The organism is Romboutsia sp., from assembly GCF_051659545.1.
Lineage (GTDB): Bacteria > Bacillota > Clostridia > Peptostreptococcales > Peptostreptococcaceae > JBOFOR01.
This window is the reverse complement of record NZ_JBOFOR010000182.1, coordinates 1-21,168: the sequence shown is the minus strand read 5'-3', so window position 1 is coordinate 21,168 and position 21,168 is coordinate 1. Positions and strand designations below refer to the sequence as shown.

General features: G+C 30.2%; 20 protein-coding genes, 1 tRNA gene, 3 pseudogenes and 1 riboswitch. Of the genes and pseudogenes, 22 read left to right on the top strand and 2 right to left on the bottom strand.

The window, feature by feature from the left end; genetic code table 11:
- The 12 genes and pseudogenes from ACRC03_RS10075 to ACRC03_RS10020 all read left to right on the top strand — a co-directional run.
- A pseudogene (locus ACRC03_RS10075) lies at positions 1 to 185 on the top strand (cation:proton antiporter); the annotation flags it as partial.
- A 147-nt stretch (positions 186 to 332) separates the two neighbouring features.
- Positions 333 to 429: transfer RNA gene (locus ACRC03_RS10070), tRNA-Sec, on the top strand.
- Between the two features lie 87 nt (positions 430 to 516).
- The gene (gene prdR / locus ACRC03_RS10065) at positions 517 to 2,265 is read left to right on the top strand and encodes a sigma-54 dependent transcriptional regulator PrdR (RefSeq protein ID WP_438652435.1); all 1,749 of its coding nucleotides are present in this window, start codon (positions 517 to 519) and stop codon (positions 2,263 to 2,265) included.
- A 399-nt stretch (positions 2,266 to 2,664) separates the two neighbouring features.
- A complete protein-coding gene (gene prdC, locus ACRC03_RS10060) occupies positions 2,665 to 3,951 on the top strand; it encodes a proline reductase-associated electron transfer protein PrdC (protein ID WP_438652434.1) in 1,287 nt (428 codons plus the stop codon).
- Positions 3,952 to 3,969: 18 nt separating this feature from the next.
- Positions 3,970 to 5,844 carry a D-proline reductase (dithiol) proprotein PrdA gene (gene prdA, locus ACRC03_RS10055; RefSeq protein ID WP_438652433.1) on the top strand — a complete coding sequence of 625 codons (1,875 nt, stop codon included), beginning with the start codon at positions 3,970 to 3,972 and terminating at the stop codon, positions 5,842 to 5,844.
- Between the two features lie 26 nt (positions 5,845 to 5,870).
- Entirely contained in the window at positions 5,871 to 6,131 is a 261-nt protein-coding gene (locus tag ACRC03_RS10050; RefSeq protein WP_438652432.1) for a CBO2463/CBO2479 domain-containing protein, read from the top strand.
- Between the two features lie 21 nt (positions 6,132 to 6,152).
- Entirely contained in the window at positions 6,153 to 6,878 is a 726-nt protein-coding gene (prdB, locus tag ACRC03_RS10045; RefSeq protein ID WP_438652431.1) for a D-proline reductase (dithiol) protein PrdB, read from the top strand.
- A 43-nt stretch (positions 6,879 to 6,921) separates the two neighbouring features.
- The gene (gene prdD / locus ACRC03_RS10040) at positions 6,922 to 7,680 is read left to right on the top strand and encodes a proline reductase cluster protein PrdD (RefSeq protein WP_438652430.1); all 759 of its coding nucleotides are present in this window, start codon (positions 6,922 to 6,924) and stop codon (positions 7,678 to 7,680) included.
- 16 nt (positions 7,681 to 7,696) lie between these two features.
- Positions 7,697 to 8,161, top strand: a complete 465-nt coding sequence (locus tag ACRC03_RS10035; RefSeq protein ID WP_438652429.1) for a glycine/sarcosine/betaine reductase component B subunit — start codon at positions 7,697 to 7,699, stop codon at positions 8,159 to 8,161.
- A 24-nt stretch (positions 8,162 to 8,185) separates the two neighbouring features.
- Positions 8,186 to 9,193 (top strand): proline racemase, encoded by a 1,008-nt coding sequence (locus ACRC03_RS10030; protein WP_438652428.1) that lies wholly within the window; start codon positions 8,186 to 8,188, stop codon positions 9,191 to 9,193.
- Between the two features lie 89 nt (positions 9,194 to 9,282).
- Positions 9,283 to 10,173, top strand: coding sequence for a sulfite exporter TauE/SafE family protein (locus tag ACRC03_RS10025; protein WP_438652427.1), 891 nt, complete (start codon positions 9,283 to 9,285; stop codon positions 10,171 to 10,173).
- A 195-nt stretch (positions 10,174 to 10,368) separates the two neighbouring features.
- A complete protein-coding gene (locus ACRC03_RS10020) occupies positions 10,369 to 11,727 on the top strand; it encodes a peptide MFS transporter (protein ID WP_438652426.1) in 1,359 nt (452 codons plus the stop codon).
- Positions 11,728 to 11,896: 169 nt separating this feature from the next.
- Here ACRC03_RS10020 and ACRC03_RS10015 read toward each other — a convergent pair whose 3' ends face one another.
- Both ACRC03_RS10015 and ACRC03_RS10010 read right to left on the bottom strand, forming a co-directional pair.
- A complete protein-coding gene (locus ACRC03_RS10015; protein WP_438652425.1) occupies positions 11,897 to 12,973 on the bottom strand; it encodes a M24 family metallopeptidase in 1,077 nt (358 codons plus the stop codon).
- 133 nt (positions 12,974 to 13,106) lie between these two features.
- Positions 13,107 to 13,250 (bottom strand): SH3 domain-containing protein, encoded by a 144-nt coding sequence (locus ACRC03_RS10010; protein WP_438652424.1) that lies wholly within the window; start codon positions 13,248 to 13,250, stop codon positions 13,107 to 13,109.
- 163 nt (positions 13,251 to 13,413) lie between these two features.
- Positions 13,414 to 13,586, top strand: a riboswitch (cobalamin riboswitch).
- Between the two features lie 110 nt (positions 13,587 to 13,696).
- Here ACRC03_RS10010 and ACRC03_RS10005 point away from each other — a divergent pair.
- From ACRC03_RS10005 to ACRC03_RS09960, 10 genes and pseudogenes are all read left to right on the top strand, one after another.
- Positions 13,697 to 14,206, top strand: coding sequence for an ATP:cob(I)alamin adenosyltransferase (locus tag ACRC03_RS10005; RefSeq protein ID WP_438652423.1), 510 nt, complete (start codon positions 13,697 to 13,699; stop codon positions 14,204 to 14,206).
- Between the two features lie 10 nt (positions 14,207 to 14,216).
- Complete coding sequence (locus ACRC03_RS10000) at positions 14,217 to 15,122, top strand: ABC transporter substrate-binding protein (RefSeq protein ID WP_438652422.1); 906 nt, start codon at positions 14,217 to 14,219, stop codon at positions 15,120 to 15,122.
- Between the two features lie 314 nt (positions 15,123 to 15,436).
- Positions 15,437 to 15,838: a hypothetical protein gene (locus ACRC03_RS09995; RefSeq protein ID WP_438652421.1), complete on the top strand. Its 402-nt coding sequence runs from the start codon at positions 15,437 to 15,439 to the stop codon at positions 15,836 to 15,838.
- 282 nt (positions 15,839 to 16,120) lie between these two features.
- Positions 16,121 to 16,894: pseudogene (locus ACRC03_RS09990) on the top strand (DUF3798 domain-containing protein); the annotation flags it as partial.
- Positions 16,895 to 17,002: 108 nt separating this feature from the next.
- Positions 17,003 to 17,170, top strand: coding sequence for a hypothetical protein (locus ACRC03_RS09985; protein ID WP_438652420.1), 168 nt, complete (start codon positions 17,003 to 17,005; stop codon positions 17,168 to 17,170).
- Positions 17,157 to 17,891 (top strand): annotated as a pseudogene (locus ACRC03_RS09980) (ABC transporter permease subunit); the annotation flags it as partial. The gene ACRC03_RS09985 and the pseudogene ACRC03_RS09980, both read left to right, overlap by 14 nt.
- A 54-nt stretch (positions 17,892 to 17,945) precedes the next feature.
- Entirely contained in the window at positions 17,946 to 18,386 is a 441-nt protein-coding gene (locus tag ACRC03_RS09975; RefSeq protein WP_438652419.1) for an ACT domain-containing protein, read from the top strand.
- A gap of 137 nt (positions 18,387 to 18,523) precedes the next feature.
- Positions 18,524 to 18,658, top strand: coding sequence for a hypothetical protein (locus tag ACRC03_RS09970; RefSeq protein WP_438652418.1), 135 nt, complete (start codon positions 18,524 to 18,526; stop codon positions 18,656 to 18,658).
- 165 nt (positions 18,659 to 18,823) lie between these two features.
- Positions 18,824 to 20,059 carry a serine/threonine transporter SstT gene (gene sstT / locus ACRC03_RS09965; protein ID WP_438652417.1) on the top strand — a complete coding sequence of 412 codons (1,236 nt, stop codon included), beginning with the start codon at positions 18,824 to 18,826 and terminating at the stop codon, positions 20,057 to 20,059.
- Positions 20,060 to 20,318: 259 nt separating this feature from the next.
- On the top strand, positions 20,319 to 20,789 hold the full coding sequence (locus ACRC03_RS09960) for a VanZ family protein (RefSeq protein ID WP_438652416.1): 471 nt from the start codon (positions 20,319 to 20,321) through the stop codon (positions 20,787 to 20,789).
- The last annotated feature ends 379 nt before the right edge of the window (positions 20,790 to 21,168 follow it).

Genomic DNA, 21,168 nt, shown 5'->3' with positions numbered 1-21,168 from the left:
TACCAGCAGCTTTATCAGGGATAATAGTTTCTATGAAGATACCTGGATATGAAATAATATCTTCAGTAGTATTTATGACTATATTAGTAACACTTATAGTACAAGCTAGTACTACTAAAATAGTAGCTAAGAAGTTAGATGTATTAGAAGAAGAATCTGATAGTGAATTACAAGTAGCAGCATAATTAATATAAGTTAGTTTAAAAGTACTCTAGAAATTGAATTTCTAGAGTACTTTTGTGATATAATTATATAGTTTTTGGCGTAAATAAAAAAAACTATTGAAAAAAATGTAATATACTGATATTATATGAAATATAAAATAAAAATATGGGAATGGATGGGTTCTGGTGTTCCCTCTAGTCTTCAAAACTAGTATGAGGGGTTAATAGCTTCTTAGGTAGGTTCGATTCCTACGCGTTCCCGCCAGTGAAAAGAACTTTTGAAAAAAAGTTCTTTTTTTTATTAAAAAATATTTTATAAAAGAGTGGTTTGTAATATGAGGGGAGAAGTAAAATGTTTTCAATACCTAACTTAAAAACAGTTGAAGGTGTAATGGAAAAAACAGTTACTACTATTGATAAGGAATTAAGATTAAGTCATGGATTACTGCAAATGGCAATAAATAATCAAAAAACATTAATAGTAGCAAATAATCAAAAAGAGTTAAAGGGCATAATATCTATGACTGATATACAGGGTATCTTTTTAAAAGATGAAAATGCAGATCTGGAAAATATGATAATAGAAGATTTTATGAAAAAAGATGTTATATATGTAGACAAAAATACTAGCTTGGATAAATGCAGAGATATAATGATAAAAAATAATATAGGTCTGTTACCTGTTCTAGAAAATAAAAATATAATAGGTGTACTAAATCAAAATCACATTAGAGATCACTTATATATGAACCTTGAAGATTATGGTATAACTCTTAAACATATAATGGGAGAAATAAAAGAAGGTATTTGTGCTATTAATAAAAATGGGATAGTAATATTATGGAATAAATTTATGGAAGAACGATATTCTATAAAATCGGATAAAATAGTAGGAAATCACATAAATGAATTTTTAAAAGATACCATATCAGAAAGAGTATTAAAGCAAAAAGTTCATATGAATGAAATTTATTACTCTAATAAAAAGGGAGGTAAATATGGCTTAGTAGATGCTAATCCTATGTTTGTTGAAAATGAATTTATGGGAGTGGTATGTACAGAGGTAGATGTGACAGAGGCAAAAATATTATCAGAAAAACTTGAACAAACCAATCAAAAACTAAAGTACTTACAAGATGAAGTTAAAAATCTATCAAGAGGTAGTTTTGACAAGATACTTGGAAATAGTTATAAAATAGAAAAAAGCAAAGAAATAGCTAAAAAAGTAGCTACAACATCTAGTAGCATATTAGTATATGGAGAAAGTGGAACAGGTAAGGAAGTATTTTCAAGAGCTATACATGATTATAGTGAAAGAAAAGGTCAATTTATACCAATAAACTGTAGCGCTATACCATCTGAACTATTTGAAAGTGAGTTCTTTGGGTATGAAGCGGGTGCATTTACAGGAGCAAATAAAAAGGGAAAAATGGGTATATTTGAGTTAGCAACTAATGGAACGGTTTTTTTAGATGAAATAGGAGAATTGCCATTGAGTATGCAAGCAAAACTATTAAGAGTATTACAAGAGAAGGAAGTAAGGAGAATAGGTGGAGAAAAGTTAATAAAAATAAACTGTCGTGTAATTTGTGCAACTAATAAGAATCTTCAAGAACTTGTGCAAAAAGGAGAATTTAGGGAAGATTTATATTATAGACTAAATGTCGTAGAAATAAATCTTCCTCCTCTTAGAGAGAGAAAAGAAGATTTAGAAATTCTTATATACAAATTCTTAGAAGAAGTTTGTAGTCAAAATAATAAATCGACGGTAAATATAAGCAAAGACGCTATGAGGAAGCTAAAATCCTATAAATGGAAGGGAAATATTAGAGAACTAAAAAATACAATAGAAAGCATAGTTGTTTTATCAAGAGGGACTATTGTAGAAAAAGATGATTTACCAGAGAATATACTAAAATCAGATGAAGATGTGGATGAAGAAAGCTTTGATATAGTAAAGGAAACTGAAATACTAGAAAAAAAAATAATAAAGAAAGCACTAGAACACTGCAAAGGAAACAAAACTAAAGCATCTAAAATGTTAAACATTCCTAGAACGACTCTTTGTTATAAGGTTAATAAATATGAAATAGATTGTTAAAAAATACTCATATCTTTATTTTAAAACAACAATGACGAAAAATTGACAAGTGACGAAAATGTGTCGATTGATAAAAAAGAACCTAATATTGTATGGAAAGCAATAATAGCAGTGCATAAAATAAAAAACAAAAAATAAAAAAAGAAAAAGCGTCGGATTATTGACGCTTTAGTTAATAAAACTAGACAAAGTAATATCGAAATATACAAAATAATCAAAAAAAATTAACAAAAATACAAAAAAATGCACCAAATATATAGAAAAAATCAATAAAACAACAAATAAATATATATAAAATGAATACAAAACAAAGTTGGCACACAAATTGCTTATAATAAATAGCGTAAAGAAATAATATAAAAAAAAGAAATAATATATAAAATAAAAGGGGGTGAAACTGTGGTATTTAAAATTGAATTGAAGCAGCATATAGGTTTACCTTGCAAAGCAATAGTAGAAAAGGGCCATAAAGTAAAAAAGGGACAATTAATAGCTGAGCCTCAGGGTCTAGGAGTTAATATACACTCTAGCGTATATGGTGAAGTTATAGATTTAACTGAAAATGCAGTATTTATTAAGGCTGATAAAGAACAACCAAATGAATTTTTAAAAATAAAAGATACAAATTCTTACCTAGAGGCTATTGAAGAAGCTGGTGTAGTAGGTGCTGGAGGGGCAGGATTTCCAACTCATATTAAATTAAAAGGTAATATAGATGGAGGTTATATAATAGCTAATGCAGCAGAATGTGAACCAGTTTTAGGTCATAATATGGAAGTTTTAGAGCAAAATCCTGAAGTATTAATCAGAGGATTAAAATATATGCTCGAGATAACTAATGCGAAAGAAGCTATAATAGCTATAAAACCGAAGCATAAGAACGCTTTAATAAAATTAGGTAAAGCTTGTAAAAATGAACCTAATATACATATAAAATATATATCAGATATATACCCAGCAGGTGATGAAAGAGTAATAATAAGGGAACTGCTAGGAGTTGAGTTAAAACCAGGAAGTTTACCAAGTGAGGCTAAGGCTATCGTATCTAATATTGAGACTATAAAAAGAATAGTTGAAGCAATAGAAGATAGAAAACCTGTCATCACAAAGGATATAACCATTGGTGGAAGAGTTAGTGGTTGTGAAAATAAAGGGAAAATATTTATGGAAGTGCCAATAGGTACACCAATAAAATATCTTATAGATGAGTGTGGAGGATACATAGAGCCATACGGAGAGATAGTTTTAGGAGGTCCATTCACAGGAACTCACGGTGAAGAAGAAAACCCTATAACTAAAACGTTAGGTGGAATACTAGTATCAATGCCGTTTCCACAGGAACACAGAAAGCTAGGAATAATAGCTTGCGAGTGTGGAGCTCAAGAGGAAAGATTAAAAGAGATAGCTTCATCAATGGGAGCAGAAGTTGTTGCACAAGAAAAGTGTAAAAGAATGGTAGAAGTAAATGGAAGATATAGATGTGACTTGCCTGGAATGTGTCCTGGTCAAGCTGAAAAAGTTTTAAAGCTAAAAAGTCAAGGGGCAGAGGCTGTATTAATAGGGAACTGTGAAGATTGAACTAATACAGTGATGCAAGTGGCACCTAGGTTAGGATTGCCTGTATACCATAGTACAGACCATGTACTAAGAGCCTCTGGACATAGAATATATAGAAGAAAAAAATAACATTAGGAGGTTTTTGATATGTCAATAACTGTAGAAACAGCTAAGTCTCACGCTAATGATCCAGCAGTATGTTGTTGTAGATTTGAAGCAGGGACAGTAATAGAGCCATCAAATTTAGAAGATCCTGTAATATTTGCAGATTTAGAGGATTCAGGATTGTTAACTATTTCACCGGAATGCTTAACAATAGGGGAAGTTTTAGGTGCTAAATTAACTAAAACTGTAGATGCGTTAACACCATTAACAAGAGATGTACTAGAAGGATTAGCACAAAAAGAAGAAACTAAGGAAACTGTAGAACCTAAGACTGAAAGTGTAAAGAGTGTTGAGTTTGTAGCACCAGTAGCACCTGTTCAACAAGTAGGTGGACAAACTATAAAGATACATATAGGAGAAGGTAGAAACATTGATTTAGAAATACCTTTAACTATAGCAGCACAAATGGGTGTAGCACCAGTTCAAACAATAGCAAGTACTAATGAACAAGTTGCTACTAAAGAAGAAGCTAAAGAAGAAATAAAAGAAGCTAAGGCTTTAAGAAGTTTAAGTAAAAAACATTTTAAAATAGAAAATGTAGTATTTGGTGAAGAAACTAAAATAGAAGGAACTACATTATACTTAAAAAATGCAGAAGAACTTTGTAAAGAAGCTGTAGATAGTCAAAAACTAGTAGTTGATATGAAAATAGATATAATAACACCAGATAGATATCATGAGTATAGCGAAACTATAATGGATGTTCAACCAATAGCTACGAAAGAAGAAGGCGAGCTAGGAACTGGTATAACAAGAGTTATAGATGGAGTTATAATGATGGTAACTGGAACTGATGAAAATGGAGTTCAAATAGGAGAATTCGGTTCATCAGAAGGAGAACTTGAAGGAAATATAATGTGGGGAAGACCTGGAGCTCCAGATAAAGGAGATATATTCATAAAAACTCAAGTTACTATAGTAGCAGGAAGTAATATGGAAAGACCAGGACCTTTAGCAGCTCATATGGCATCTGATCATATAACTGGTGAAATAAGAGAAGCATTAAAGAAAGCTGATGAATCTTTAGTTGTAGATACAGAGGAAGTAGTTCAATATAGAAGACCTGGAAAGAAAAAGGTTGTAGTGATTAAAGAGATAATGGGTCAAGGGGCAATGCATGATAACTTAATATTACCTGTTGAGCCTGTAGGAACTATAGGAGCTAAACCAAATGTTGATTTAGGAAACATTCCAGTAGTATTATCTCCACTTGAAGTATTAGATGGTGGTATACATGCACTTACTTGTATAGGGCCTGCATCTAAAGAAAACTCAAGACATTACTTCAGAGAGCCATTAGTAATAGAAGCTATGAATGATGAAGAAATAGATTTAGCAGGTGTTATATTTGTAGGTTCACCACAAGTAAATGCTGAAAAGTTCTATGTATCTAAGAGATTAGGTATGATGATAGAAGCTATGGGAGTAGATGGTGCTATAGTAACTACAGAAGGATTTGGAAATAACCATATAGACTTTGCATCTCATATAGAACAAATAGGAAGCAGAGATATACCAGTTGTGGGAATGTCATTCAGTGCAGTACAAGGGGCTCTAGTTGTTGGAAATAAATACATGAAGTATATGGTAGATAACAATAAATCTAAGTACGGTATAGAAAATGAAGTGTTATCAAACAATACTCTTTGCCAAGAAGATGCTATAAGATCTTTAGCTATGCTTAAGTCTGTAATGAATGGTGAAGAAGTAAAAGAAGCAGAAAGAAAATGGAATAGCAATGTTAAGTTAAATAATATAGACTTAATTGAAAAAGAAACAGGTAAAAAGGTAGAACTTGTTGAAAATGAGCAAAGTCTTCCAATGAGTGAAAAGAGAAAAGAAAAGTACGAAAAATAAACCTTGCATATAAAGGAGAGAACTACATGGATAGACTTAAATATATCTCAACAGAAAGAATGTATGAAGGTGTAATAGTTGAATTAACTGATGGTGGAGTAACTATAGATTTAAAAGGTAGGCTAGGACAATTCAAAATACCTAAGAGAATGCTAATATCAGATTATGAATTAGAGTTAGGTCAAGAAGTAGGATTTGTTATGTCATACCCAGAAGTCTTAGCTAAAGAACCAAACCAAAAGTATTTAGACGTAATAGAAAGAAATAACAAAAATAACAATAAATAATTAACGAAAGGATAGATGAATATGAGCTTAACAGCAGTTAAAGGATTACAATCAGAAATATTTGTTCCAATAACACCTCCTCCAGTATGGACTCCTGTTACTAAAGAACTTAAAGATATGAAAGTAGCTTTAGCAACAGCAGCAGGTGTACACTTAAAGAGTGATAAGAAATTTAATTTAGCAGGAGATTTTACATACAGAGAAATACCAGGAGATGCACCTGTATCAGACATGATGGTATCTCATGGTGGATATGATAATGGGGATGTAAACAAAGATATAAACTGTATGTTCCCAATAGATAGATTAAGAGAATTAGCTGAGGAAGGATTTATAAAAGAAGTAGCACCTCTGCACTTTGGATTTATGGGTGGTGGTGGAGACCAAGAAAAGTTTATAAATGAAACGGGTCCACAAATTGCTCAAAAGCTTAAGGAAGAAGGAGTAGACGCTGTAGTCTTAACAGCTGGCTGAGGTACTTGTCACCGTTCTGCTGTAATAGTACAGAGAGCGATAGAGGAATCGGGGATTCCTACGATAATAGTAGCAGCATTACCACCAGTAGTAAGACAAAATGGTACTCCAAGAGCAGTTGCTCCACTAGTTCCAATGGGAGCTAATGCAGGTGCACCAAATGATATACAAATGCAAACAGCAATATTAAGAGATACTTTAAATAAGTTAATAGAAATACCTTCAGCTGGAAAAATAATACCACTACCATATGAGTACGTAGCTCATATCTAATAAAAGCCCCTCTATATATAATAGAGGGGATATACTTATAATTATGAAAGAAAAAATATTAAGAAGATTACTGATAAAATCTTTTCATATAAAAGATGTTTCATTTGGAGAAAAAACCAAGCTAGAAGAAGGTAAACTGTTAATAAAAAAACAAAGTTTAGAGGAATATATAAATGCAAGTGAACTGATAGTAAATGTGAATATTAATATAATAAAGCCTAATCAACATAGTATTGAAACTAATACTATAATGGATATAATTCCAATATCGACAAAGGTATTAGGTCAGTTAGGTGAAGGCATAACGCACACCTTAACTGGAGTATATGTTGTACTTACAGGTGCTGATGAAGATAAAAATCAGATGCATGAATTTGGATCATCAGAGGGTATTTTATCGAATCAGATATGCTATGGAATGAGTGGAACTCCAAAGGAAAGCGATTATATAATACATGTAGATATAACGTTAAAGGGTGGAATTCCATATGAAAGAAAAGTACCATTAGAAGCATTCAAGTACTGTGATATGTTTATTCAAGAAATAAGAGAAGAGCTAAAAGAAGCAGATGCAAGAAAAGCTACTGAAGTAAATGAGTTTTTTGATAAAGTAAGAGAAGGCGCTAAAAAAGTTGTCATAGTAAAACAAATAGCAGGTCAAGGTGCAATGTATGATAATCAATTATTTTCTAATGAACCAAGTGGATTATTAGGAGGAGTGTCTATCATAGATATAAAAAATGTTCCAATGATTATATCACCTAATGAGTACAGAGATGGAGCATTAAGATCTATGACTTAGAAAGGAAGGTAATAATATGGGAATTGGACCATCAACAAAGGAAACTACACTGCATCATTTTAGAGATCCTCTATTAGATATAGTTGGCTCAGACCAAGACATAGACTTAGTTGGAATAGTAGTTGTTGGAACACCTCAGGATAACAAAGAAAAATACTTTGTTGGCCAAAGAACAGCTGCATGGCTAGAATCAATGAGAGTTGATGGTGCTATTATATCAGTAGATGGATGGGGAAATTCACATGTAGACTACGCGAATACTATAGAAGAAATAGGGAAAAGAGATATTCCAGTAGTAGGACTAAGCTTTGTAGGTAAGCAAGCTAAGTTTGTAGTTACTAATAAGTATATGGATACAATTGTTGACTTTAACAAATCATCTGAAGGTATTGAGACTCAAGTAGTAGGTGAAAATACAGTGAACTACATAGATGCAAAAAAAGCATTAGCATTTTTAAAGTTAAAGATGAGAAATAAATAAACATACTGATTGGGGGAAATTAATATGAAAATAAACAGAAGTATTCAAGCAATAGATTCTCATACAATGGGGGAACCAACAAGAATTGTAACAGGTGGAATACCAGCAATAAAAGGTAATACTATGGCAGAAAAGAAAGAGTATTTAGAAGGAAATTTAGACCACATAAGAACTGCTATAATGTTAGAGCCAAGAGGACATAACGATATGTTTGGATCTGTATTAACACAGCCTTGCAGCGAGGAAGCTGATTTAGGAGTAATCTTTATGGATGGTGGCGGATACTTAAATATGTGTGGCCATGGAACAATAGGTGCTGTAACAGCAGCTATTGAAACAGGAATGGTAGATCAAATGGAGCCTATGACAAATGTAGTTTTAGATACTCCAGCAGGAATAATTAAAGCAGAGGCAATAGTTACAAATGGAAAAGTTAAAGAAGTATCATTTGTAAATGTTCCGGCATTTTTATATAAAAAAGATCTTGAAGTTGAATTACCTGAAATAGGAAAAGTTAAGTTTGATATATCATTTGGAGGAAGTTTCTTTGCAATAGTTCACGCAAAACAATTAGGTGTTGAAATAAAGCCAGAAAATACATCAAAATTAACTGAAATAGGATTAAAGCTTAGAGATGTAATAAATGAAACAATAGAAATAAAACATCCTACATTAGAACACATAAAAACAGTAGACTTAGTAGAAATATATGATGCACCAACTCACCCAGAAGCTACATATAAGAATGTAGTTATATTTGGACAAGGGCAAGTAGATAGATCTCCATGCGGAACAGGAACAAGTGCTAAATTAGCAACATTGTATGCAAAAGGAGAGTTAAAAGAAGGCGAAAAGTTCGTATATGAGAGTATATTAGGAACTTTATTTAAGGGAGAAGTAGTAGGGACTGATAAAGTTGGAGAATATGATGCAATAATACCTAAAATATCAGGAACTGCATATATAACTGGATTTAATCATTTTGTAATAGATCCTGAAGATCCACTTAAATATGGGTTTATACTTAAATAGTAAGAAAGTACATAAATGTTGAATAGTAATAAGGTAACTTAATTATTTTTATACTATTAGAAATCAAAAAATATAAAGGGGGGAAAATTATGTTAAATTTACTTAGAGGTCTTTTACTTGTATTTACAGGCATATTTACAGCGGTATTTGCTAAAGACTATGTAAAAGCAAGTAAAGAAGGCAATCTAGAAGAACAAAGTGCTGTAAAATCAGGTATTGTTGGATTTGTAACTGACTTTTTTGATACATTAGGAATAGGATCATTTGCTCCAACAGTAGCGCTATCAAAGGCTCTTAAATTAAATATACCAGATAAGCAAATTCCAGGTACTTTAAATGTAGCTCACACTATACCAGTAGTTATAGAAGCATTTATATTTACAACTGTAATAGAAGTTGATTCATTAACATTAATATGTTTAATAGGAGCAGCTGTAGTAGGGTCTTATATTGGAGCAGGTATAATAGCTAAAGCAGATGAAAAAAAGATACAATTAATAATGGGAGTAGCGCTTGCTATTACTGCAATATTAATGTTTTTAAGTCATCCAGCTATAAACTTAATGCCTATAGGTGGAGAAGCAATTGGTCTTACAGGAATTGCATTAGTTATAGGAATAATAGGTAATTTTATATTAGGTGCACTTATGACTGCAGGGGTTGGACTTTATGCTCCATGTATGGCTTTAGTTTATTTCTTAGGAATGTCTCCAAAAGTAGCATTTCCTATAATGATGGGATCTTGTGCATTATTAATGCCAATAGCAAGTACTAAATTCATAAAAGAGCAAGCATATGCAAAAAAAGCTTCACTTATGATAACAATATTTGGTGCTATAGGTGTTTTCGTTGCAGCGTTTGGAGTAAGTAGTATGCCAATGGATTTATTAAAAGGACTTGTAATTATAGTTATAGCATACACTTCATTCACAATGTTAAAAGCAGCTATGAAAAGTAAAAAGGTAGAAGAAACTAAATAAAAAATAAATATTATAATTGACATTATGACTTTTAAGACTTTAAAGGAAGTTTTCCCAAGATGATTAAACAGGCATCTTGGGGAACTCTATTTTTATATTATAGTTAACTTATTAATTTTAAAATACATACAATTCAATTCACATAATAAAAATTGTGCTATGTGAATATCAAAAACAATATACTAGGGGGAAATTATGGAAATTCAAGCGAAAGACAAAAAGAAATATCCTTTTGGATTTTATGTATGTTCAATATCTTTTATGATTGAGCGTATGGCGTTCTACTCTTCTAAGTGGCTAATAGCAATATTTATAGTTGCTTCTGTTGCTTCTGGTGGTCTAGGTCTTACACCTGCTGACGGTGCAAAAATGACTGCAAACTTAGTTGCATTTACTTACTTAACTCCTATTGTTGGAGGGTTAATTGCAGATAAATGGTTAAGTCCAAGATTATGTGTTCCTATAGGAACTGTTCTTATGGGTCTAGGGTATATGTGTGGATGGCAAGCATCTCTTCAATCTTCTCCTGCTTTAGTATGGGGAATGATAATACTTATATCTGTAGGTACTGGCTTATTTAAAGGTAATATATCTGGAATAAACGGAAGACTGTTCGATAATAAAGAAGATCTTGATGGAGCTTTCAGTTTACAATATTCATTTGTTAACATAGGTGCTTTCATAGGAACTACTTTCGTTTCTTTCATAGCTTATTCTACAATAGGATTTAGTGGTACATTCTTAATATGTGCTATACTATTGTTCTTAGATACAGCTTGGTTTATTGTAGGTGGTAAAGCTTCATTTGGCGAAGTAGGTAAAAAGCCTTTTAAAGTTAATGAAGAAAGTACTAAAAATAACAAAAATGCTACAACAAATGATAGTTCACCTTTAACTAAAAAGGAAAAAATGAGAGTTGGTGCAATACTTCTTGTTACTACATTCTCTATAGTATTCTGGGTAGTTTGGTATTTAACATACATGCCAGTATTATATCACTGGGGACCAGACTTCGATACAGCAAATAAAGCTAACTGGATGATAGCAAACTTTGAAGTTCCATCTTCTTGGTTTGATTCATTAAATGCACTGTGCTGTATAGTTCTTGGACCAATCTTAGCTATGGTTTGGGGTAAACTTGCTGCATCTCCTAAAGGAGACTTAAGTATGTTCAAGAAAACTGCTTTAGGTATGTTACTTCTTGGGGCATCTTTCGCAGTAATGGCTTTAGCTGAAGTTCTTAGAGGTGATGGACAAGCAAGCTTATTGTGGATATTAGCAGTTGGTATATTAATGTCAGTTGGGGAAATGGTATTCTCTCCACTTGGTAACTCATTTATTAGTAAATTCTCTCCTGCTAAAATTCTTGGATTAATGTTGGGAGTATGGCCATTTGCAATATTCATAGCTGGTAAAGCTTACGGATACTTATATGAATACTTATCTAAATTCTCTTTTGCACCTGCTTACGCTATAGTTGGAGCTATAGTTATAGTATGTGGTATAGTATTATGGGGATTAGATAAAAAACTTAATGCTCTTGTTGAAGAGTAGAATACGATTCAAAATAAAATTACATTAAAATAAAAACTCTTTTCTGGCAATGATTATAAATATAATCAGATACTAGAAAGGAGTTTTTTTATATTAAATATTATATTTACATAATAATAAAGAGCTAATATTTGAATATTAGCTCTTTATTATTTATATTATATAAAAATTATCCTATTATACATAATTCTTTATCATGTTTATTTAAGTTTTCGTATCCATCTTCAGTAACTAAGATTAAGTCCTCTATTCTAACACCAAACTCACCAGGTAAATATATTCCTGGTTCAACAGAGAATATCATTCCAGGTTGTAATACATCAGTATTTATTGAAGATACATCTCCCATATCATGAACTTCAAGACCTATTGAATGTCCAGTTCTATGAGTGAAGTATTTACCATATCCTTTTTCAGTTATATAATCACGAGCTGCTAAATCTATATCACAGAATCTAACACCTGGCTTAACTAAAGATATAGCTCTTTTGTTAGCTTCAAGTACTATATTGAATACTTCCTTAGCTTTTTCTGGAGCTTCTTTATAGAATATAGTTCTAGTCATATCAGAACAGTAGTGGTCTTTTACACAACCTATATCAAATATTACAGCATCACCTTTTTTAACATAAGCATTACCTGGCTCAGCGTGAGGATCAGCTCCATTAGCACCGAATCCTATTATAGCACCAAATGAAAATCCATCAGCACCTATTTCTTCATATATCTTAGTTAATTCTCCAACTAGTTGCTTTTCAGTAACTTCTTCGTTTAGAGTTTCTTTAAGTCTTTTCATAGCTTCATCATTTAAAGCTGAAGCTTGTCTCATTAAATCTTTCTCTTCTTCATCTTTATACATTCTTAATGTATCTACTATGTAAGAAGCGTTTACAAATTTATTGTCACTATTAAGTTCCATTAAACGTAATAAGAATTTAGCAGGCCAATTTTTATCAACTCCTATAGTTGAGTCCTTTTCTATATAGCGAGTTATTATTTCTATTCCATCATCTATATCTGTAAACCAAACCTTTTCAACACCTAAATCATCATGTACTGGAAATAATTCGTTTATGAATAATTTATGGTTGCTATTTACGTTTAAGTATAAAGCAAGTAGTCTTTCACCAGGATGAATCATTTTGTCAGTTAAGTAAAATATAGATATTGGATCAGTAACTAACATTTGATTAATGTTATCTTGCTTCATTTTTTCAATGACACTATTAAGTCTTTGAGTATTCATAGTTGTCCCCCTTAGAATATATATTATATACTCTTATATTATAGCATAATTTGGATTTACAGGGAATAAATTGATGAAAAATAATAGAGATTAAGCACTCAATATTATATCCTATTATTAAAATAATTCTAACTTATTTTACATAAACTCCAGAAATATAGCCGATTTTACCATTATATTCAATCTTTAGCCAGTCAAATTTTGAGTCTATAACTTGAACTTTACAACCTTTAGGTAAAGAGTCTATAACTTTTGAATTTTTATCTCTATCACTCATTACATTACATTGATTTTATTTAATACTGTTTTATAACTATTGTTATTATCTATATCAAAATATTCTTTTATATAAAAATAAACAGTAAAATAAAAGGTAAAAAATAAAAAAAATGTTGAATTTTGTAAAAATATACTATATAATTCGAAATACAACTAAAAAATAATATAAATTAGTATTAGGTGTCTTTACAGACTTAATAGGGAATTAGATGAAAATTTTAAGCTACCCCAGTAACCGTAAAACTGACGAACTCTCAATATACCACTGATTAATCAGGAAGGTGAGATGTAGGATGAAGTTGAGCCGGGATACCTGCCAATATTAAAAAGCAGTTACCTTCTGAGGGTGGGGTATAAAGCGAATAGAATAGGTCTATTAATTCAAACACACTCTTGTAGTGTGTTTTTTATATTTCAATAATATTAAGAAGAAAGGATTAAATTATGTCAAAATACTTAGCATATCCATTTTTATATGACAACTCTAATGATTTAAGATGTGATTATGAAATATTTACAGATGAAATATCTAGCACAATAGGATTACTTAGAGCGTTTGTAAACAATGAAGAGTTAAAAAATGAACTAACCCAAATTAATGATTTAGTATACCATATGAATGCATCATTAAGAACAAAGGTAAGTGTAACAAAAGAAGAATTACTGTGGTTAGAAAATAGAACTAACATTTATCAAGAAGAAATAAAAGATAGAATTGATAAATTTGTAGTACCACAAGGGTGTATAAGTGCAAGTTATGCACATGTTATTAGAACTAAATTTAAGGCACTTGTTAGATTACTACATAGACACAAAGAACAAGGTAACACTGTAGATGAAATATTATTTGACTTTGCAAACTTATTTTCAGGATATTTTTTCATACTAGCATTGAAACTAAATAAAGATGAAAAAGTAGATGAAACTGAATTTGTAAGCAGAAATTATAAATAAGGAGAAAAATATGAAGAAGAAGTTAAAATTAATATTAGCAACAATATTAGTAGTTATGTTAGCTAGCGTTGGTTGCTCACAGAAAGAAGTAAAAGTAAATGATAGGGAAGGCAATGAGGTTATACTTCCAAAAAAAATTGAAAAGATTGTATCTACAGCACCATCAAATACAGAAGTTTTAGTAGAACTAGGTTTAGCTGATAAATTAGTGGCAGTAGATACTTATTCTTCTGATGTTGAGGGATTACCAAAGGATATAGAGTTTATAGATTTTTCTAACCCAGATGCAGAAGCAATAATAGCCCTAGAGCCAGATATGATAATAGCATCAGGACACAATAAAACTGGAAATAGTGGAGATCCATTCAAAGTATTAAAAGAAGCTGGAATAAGTGTATTCTACATACCAAGCAGTGACAGTATACAAGGGATTTATGATGATACAATGTTTATTTCAAAGATTACAAATACTACTAATAAAGGTGAAAAAATAGTTGAAAATATGAAAAAGCAAGTTGATGAAATTGCTCAAATAGGAAAAACTATTACTAATAAGAAAAAAGTATACTTTGAAATAGGTCCTGCACCTACGTTATATAGTTTTGGAAACTCAACATTCTTAAATGAAATGATAGAGTTAGTGGGAGCTGAAAATATATTTGCAAATGAAAAATCATGGATATCTCCAAGTGAGGAAGCAGTACTAGATGCAAATCCAGATATAATATTAACTAATGTTGATTATGTAAAAAGTCCTACAGAAGAAATAAAATCTCGTAAAGGTTGGGAAAATATAAGGGCAGTAAAAGAAAATCAAGTTTACTTTATAAATAAAAATGCTTCATCAAGACCATCTCATAAAATAATAACAGCATTAAAGGAAATGGCAAAAGCGATATACCCACAAGAATATTAAAGTACATTTCAATAATATGGTACATTAGATTTGCTGTAATATTTTCAATAGTTATGTAGATATAATTCGTTGTTAAACATATATTGCATATATTTACATTGGAAAGTTTAAAGTTGATACAAGATGTTTAAAGCAGTTAATTATATATTTTATCAAAACAAACGAAAATCAGAATTAATAAATTATTTTATAAGATAGAGTAATTTTATTAATTAGTAAAGTTGACTACCTTCTCTTATTTTTTTGTGTAATTAATTGGAATAAGGAGTATAATAAGCATTAAGCTGAAAATACTCGATTAAGGGGAAAATACTATGTTTTTAAGTAAAATAAGTCAAGATAATAGAATGTTATTTTTACAATTAAGCACTCATGCAGCACTATTAAACAATGACCTAGCTAAGGATCATGAAGATATAATAATTGCACAGAGTAAGGCAATGGGTATAGATGATTATAAAATAGAAATAAATACTGATATAAATACACTAATACAAGAGATAAAAGAAAATAGTTCACAACAAGAAGTATACATTATTTTATTTGAGATAGCTACTTTAATAATGAGTGATAATAAATATGATTCTTTAGAGAGACAATTTATTAATAACCTACAAGATAAACTAGATGTTTCTAAAGAAAAATTGACTAATATGTTATATTTGATTAATCAGTTAATGGGTGATTATAGAAGTATCTTAAATGAAGAAGATTAAAATACTAAAACTTCCAAGCTAAAAATGGGCTTGGAAGTTTTTAGTTTAAGTAGTTTCTTTTTCAATAAAATTGAACTTTAATTCTTTGTTAATAACTTTACTCTTAGGATTATTAATTATATCAATAAGTATTTTATTGTTTAATAAAGCAAATTATCTCAATATATAGATAAAAGCTATACAAGACATATCTATAATTGTTTTTTTTATTGTACAAAAAATAAGAATACATATAGTATTATATTGTGTCATAATTATTGATATTTTAGGGAAGATGAATTTAGAGCAGCTCAAAATATGACTGAAAAATATCCAGGTATAGTAAAGCTCGTTACTTTGCCAGAAAACTTCAATGCAGAAATAGAAACGGCAATAAGCCAAATAGTAAGTTTAGCAGACGATAAAGATATGAAGGCTATAGTTGTAGTATCAGGCCAATCAGGATTATTACCAGCTCTTCAACAAATAAAAGAAAAAAGATCTGATATAATTACAGTAACAGCTCCAATATGGGATAACCCAGATATGATGAGCAAGTACATAGATTTAAACTTAGACACTAACTGGGAAAAAAGAGGAGAAACAATAGTCAAAGAAGCTCAAGAAATGGGAGCAAAAACATTTATTCATTATTCTTTCCCAACACACTTATCAAAAGAAAGTGTTTCTAAGAGACTTGATAAAATGAAAAAAACTTGTGAAGAATTAGGTATAAACTTCGTTGAAGTGATGACACCAGATCCACAAAATGGTTCAGGTGTAGCTCAAATGAAGCAGTTTTTAAGAGAAGATATACCTAGACAAATACAAAAATACGGACCAGATACAAATATATTTGGCTCTAATTGTCCAATGTATGACGTAATAATTGATGAAGCTTTAAAATTAAAATATATAGTTGCAGAGCAATGTTGTCCAACTCCAACTCAGGCTTATCCAACTGTATTAAATTTAGAAATAAATAAAGAAGATTCTCAAAACTTTGATAAGATGAATAAAATGATAAGTGAAAAAATTGCCAAGGAAGGGAATATCTATAATATTTGTATCACATAGATTAGATGAAGTAATATCTATATGTGACAGAGTAACTGTTTTCAGAGATTCAGAGGTAGTTTCTCCTACAATAAATTACAGTTTAACATAGAAAATATAGCTGTAGATATGATAGGAAAAAAAGTTAATAAGGCTTTAAAGTGTGAAAAGTATATGTCAAATAATCAAGGTGAAAATATAATAAGCTTTAAAAATATAACTGTATATGATAGAAATAAAGTTTATAAAAATATTAACATAGATATACATAAAGGTGAAATAAAGATATATCTGTAAAGATTGTAGAAAGACTTTTACTGATTTTACAAACTCTGCGACATATAGAAGTAAAAAATCTTTAGATAAGTGGCTTAAATATGCTACAAGAAAATCTCGTAAAAGAGGTAAAGAGATTAAAAAGAGAGGTATATCTAAGGAGCAGATTTGTGTTGCAACTGCTTTAGATAGACAAGGTAATTTAATAATAGAGCCTTTATGTAAAGGTAGAATGACACATAAAGAACTTGAAAGTCTTTACAAGTATAGTGATAGGTTTATTGGGAACCTATTTATAATATATATTACTAATTCAAAGTTAGGAGTTAAGTTAAGGGCTATCGCAGAAAGTATGTCTACTGCATATTCTTTAGGTATAGAGGTAGATAAGTGTAGAAGATATTCTATAGCAATATCAACGGTTTTAGCATCTGTTAGGCAGTTAATGTTTATATTTGATATAGGAGCACTAAATGTTTATACGGGTCATTTAAATGTAGATATATTTGCCTGTGCATCTTTATTGGAAGGTGGAGCAACTCTAGCAAAGGCTAACTTAAAAAATGCATTTGTTGGAGTAGTACTATTTCATGCATTGTTTATAGTATCTACATTGGCTGGTCAAAATTTGTTTTCTAATGCAGCTATAGGTGAGTATTTTAGAAGTTTTGCAGCTTACTCTACCATAATATTTTCGTTAATAATGAACCTTAGAAGAGTAAAAATAAAATATAATGTATAATAGATAAAAATAAAGAAGTATAAGTAAACAAAAAATCATAATAGAGAAATATCATTGACAATTAATGAAAATATAGGCTATGAATTTATTCTAGTTGAATTAGGATTAGTTCATCCAAATACAGTTAACTTTGAAATTGAAGATATAAATGTAGAAATCACAATAGTAGTAGGGTCATCAATTGGTGGAGGTTCAGTTATTATAACTGAAATAAATGGATTTAATGTTCAATTTACAGGAGAATATTATACAATAATAACGCCACATAAAGACGTAAAAGGTGTAATAAGCTCTGTAGCTAGAATACTATCAGATGAGAATATAAATATTGCAACAATGGTAGTTTCAAGAAATACCAAAGGCAAAGAAGCAAGTATGATTGTAGAAATAGATAGTATAGCAAGTGATAATTTAATAGATAAAATAAAAGCTTTAGAGCCTATGATTTCTGTAATAAAAATTAATCCAGTGAAGGAAGGTGAAACAAATGTATAATAATGCAAAAGAACTATTAGAACTTTGTGATGAAAAAAATCTTCCTATATCTGAAATTGTTTTACTAGATGAAATAAAAAATACAGGTTGAACTATAGAAGAAATGATAAAAGGACTTTTAACAGGAGCAGGATTAGTTGAATCACCTTGTTCTAAAAGGAATTCATCAGGTTGGAATAGCAATGCATTCAGACTTTAAGGAAACAGCAAGAGGCGGCATATCAGCTACTGAAACGGGAAAAGAATTATCAAAAATAGTTCATAGAAGATAATTTAGATTCTATTAAAGTTGAACTATTTAATTATACAAAAGTTAATTCCATGTTAAATTAATTAAAAAGCGCGAAACTTAACAATTTCTTAACAACATATCATGTAGAAGATGGTAGAATTTAGTTGTAATTATATATAATTCAAAAAACAGGGGGCTTAATGAAATGAAAGAATTGTTAAAGAAATGGAATGATACTAGTTTGGTACAAAGAATTATTATAGGTCTAATTATAGGTATAATGCTAGGATTAGCAGTTCCACAATTTACACCAATAGCAATGTTAGGATCATTATTTGTAGGTGCATTAAAGGGAATAGCACCAATATTAGTATTCTTCTTAGTAATGTCTGCAATATCTCAACACAAAGAAGGCAAGAAAACAAATATGAAATCAATTATAGCTTTATACCTTATGGGAACGTTTTCAGCTGGAGTTGTAGCTGTAATTGGTAGTTTCTTATTCCCAATGACATTAGACTTAGCAGCATCAGCAGGAGGAGGAGACTTAGCACCTCCAGGTGGAGTAGGAGAAGTGTTAACAACTTTATTAATGAACGTAGTAAGTAATCCAGTTGATGCTCTTGCTACAGCAAACTACATAGGTATATTAGCTTGGGCATTAGTATTTGGACTAGCATTAAAAAGTGCACCGCAGTCAACTAAGAGTATTTTAACAAGCGCATCAGATGCAGTATCTCAAGTTGTTAAATGGGTAATAAGTTTTGCACCTTTTGGTATAATGGGTCTTGTATTTAATACTATATCTGAATCTGGTATAGAATCATTACTTAGCTATGGACAATTAATAGTGTTATTAGTTGGATGTATGGTATTTGTTGCATTAGTAGTAAATCCAATAATTGCATTTATAGGAATGAGAAGAAATCCATATCCATTAGTATTTAAATGTTTAAGAGATAGTGGAATAACAGCATTTTTCACTCGTAGTTCTGCAGCAAATATACCAGTAAATATGGGAATATGCAAGGAACTAGGATTAGATGAAGATACATATTCAGTATCTATACCACTTGGAGCTACTATAAATATGGCTGGAGCAGCAATAACAATAGCTGTATTATCACTAGCTGCAGCGAATACTTTACAAATAAGTGTTGATATACCAACAGCTATAATACTAAGTGTATTAGCTACTGTTAGTGCTTGTGGCGCATCTGGAGTTGCTGGAGGATCTTTATTATTAGTACCACTAGCTTGTAGTTTATTTGGTATACCAAATGAAATAGCTATGCAAGTAGTTGGGGTTGGGTTTATAGTTGGGGTTATACAAGACTCTTGTGAAACTGCACTTAATTCTTCAACAGATGTTTTATTTACTGCTGTAGCTGAATATGCTAAAGAGCGTAAAGAAGGTAAAAAAGATAGAGCTTTAAGTTAATATTTTCATAATACTTATTAAAAAAATAAAATACCTACTACAGTAGGCATAAAAAAACGATCATATAAACAAAATAAATAGTTTAATAAATAAGACGTATGCAAAACTTGCCTACGTCTTTATTGATTCCTTATTTTTAATTGGAAACTTGATACAATATTATTAGCTTAACAATTTTCTATAGTATTAATTACTTTATTGAGACTATTTTAATATATGATATAATTATAAAATCAATAGAAAAATAGTGGAGGTGAATATGAGAAAGAAAATATTTGTTGTATTAACAATACTATGGATGACAATGATATTTTATATGTCAAATCAACCTGCAACTGTATCAACAGAACAATCAAATAGTACTATAAATATGTTAAGTACGCTACCAATAGTAGGAAATGTAATAGATGCTATGATAGAAAAAGGAACTGCAACAGTTATAGTTAGAAAAGGAGCGCATATGTTTTCATATGCTATAATGTCAGTGTTATGCTTTTTTAGCATATATAATTTAAAAATAAATTTAAAAAATATATGTATAAAATCTATATTAGTAGCATTTATATATGCTTGTACAGATGAGTTTCATCAATTATTTATACCTGGAAGAAGTGGTGAATTAAGAGATGTTTTGATAGATACTACAGGAGCAGTTATATCGATGTGTATTACTTATTTTATTATAAGAAAGATAAATCAAAAAAGAATACTTGAAGATAAAAAATACTAAAGTGAGCAAAATACTTCAACTACGTCACAAGTTAGTATAGTAATAGAATCCCCTTATATAAGATATACACCACTTTACAAGTAATTAAAAATATTTAAACAAAAAAATAAGCTTAAGGTACGTCCAAGAAATAAAATGTCTTTTTTGCAAAAAAAATAATACCCTTTCGTCAAGAAAAATGGTTTAATAAGTTTACTACAACTAGTAATCCAACTTCTTGAGAAAGGGTATTTTTATATATTACATCAAAATAAAGAAAACTTCAATGAAATAATACCAATATTATTAGAAAATTTATCTGGCAAGGAAAAGCGAATGGCTATCGCCAATGTAGTTAAGTATTTCGGTGGATTAAAATATAATCAACTAGCAAATTTGT

Excerpts from the sequence above, each read along its gene's own strand:
- ACRC03_RS10000 (WP_438652422.1), top strand. The coding sequence starts at position 14,217 with ATGAAGAAGAAGTTAAAATTAATATTAGCAACAATATTAGTAGTTATG.
- ACRC03_RS10030 (WP_438652428.1), top strand. The coding sequence starts at position 8,186 with ATGAAAATAAACAGAAGTATTCAAGCAATAGATTCTCATACAATGGGG.
- ACRC03_RS09960 (WP_438652416.1), top strand. The coding sequence starts at position 20,319 with ATGAGAAAGAAAATATTTGTTGTATTAACAATACTATGGATGACAATG.
- sstT (WP_438652417.1), top strand. The coding sequence starts at position 18,824 with ATGAAAGAATTGTTAAAGAAATGGAATGATACTAGTTTGGTACAAAGA.
- ACRC03_RS10035 (WP_438652429.1), top strand. The coding sequence starts at position 7,697 with ATGGGAATTGGACCATCAACAAAGGAAACTACACTGCATCATTTTAGA.
- ACRC03_RS10005 (WP_438652423.1), top strand. The coding sequence starts at position 13,697 with ATGTCAAAATACTTAGCATATCCATTTTTATATGACAACTCTAATGAT.
- ACRC03_RS10020 (WP_438652426.1), top strand. The coding sequence starts at position 10,369 with ATGGAAATTCAAGCGAAAGACAAAAAGAAATATCCTTTTGGATTTTAT.
- prdD (WP_438652430.1), top strand. The coding sequence starts at position 6,922 with ATGAAAGAAAAAATATTAAGAAGATTACTGATAAAATCTTTTCATATA.
- prdR (WP_438652435.1), top strand. The coding sequence starts at position 517 with ATGTTTTCAATACCTAACTTAAAAACAGTTGAAGGTGTAATGGAAAAA.
- prdA (WP_438652433.1), top strand. The coding sequence starts at position 3,970 with ATGTCAATAACTGTAGAAACAGCTAAGTCTCACGCTAATGATCCAGCA.
- ACRC03_RS09985 (WP_438652420.1), top strand. The coding sequence starts at position 17,003 with ATGATAGGAAAAAAAGTTAATAAGGCTTTAAAGTGTGAAAAGTATATG.
- ACRC03_RS10050 (WP_438652432.1), top strand. The coding sequence starts at position 5,871 with ATGGATAGACTTAAATATATCTCAACAGAAAGAATGTATGAAGGTGTA.
- ACRC03_RS10025 (WP_438652427.1), top strand. The coding sequence starts at position 9,283 with ATGTTAAATTTACTTAGAGGTCTTTTACTTGTATTTACAGGCATATTT.
- ACRC03_RS10010 (WP_438652424.1), bottom strand. The coding sequence starts at position 13,250 with ATGAGTGATAGAGATAAAAATTCAAAAGTTATAGACTCTTTACCTAAA.
- ACRC03_RS10015 (WP_438652425.1), bottom strand. The coding sequence starts at position 12,973 with ATGAATACTCAAAGACTTAATAGTGTCATTGAAAAAATGAAGCAAGAT.
- ACRC03_RS09995 (WP_438652421.1), top strand. The coding sequence starts at position 15,437 with ATGTTTTTAAGTAAAATAAGTCAAGATAATAGAATGTTATTTTTACAA.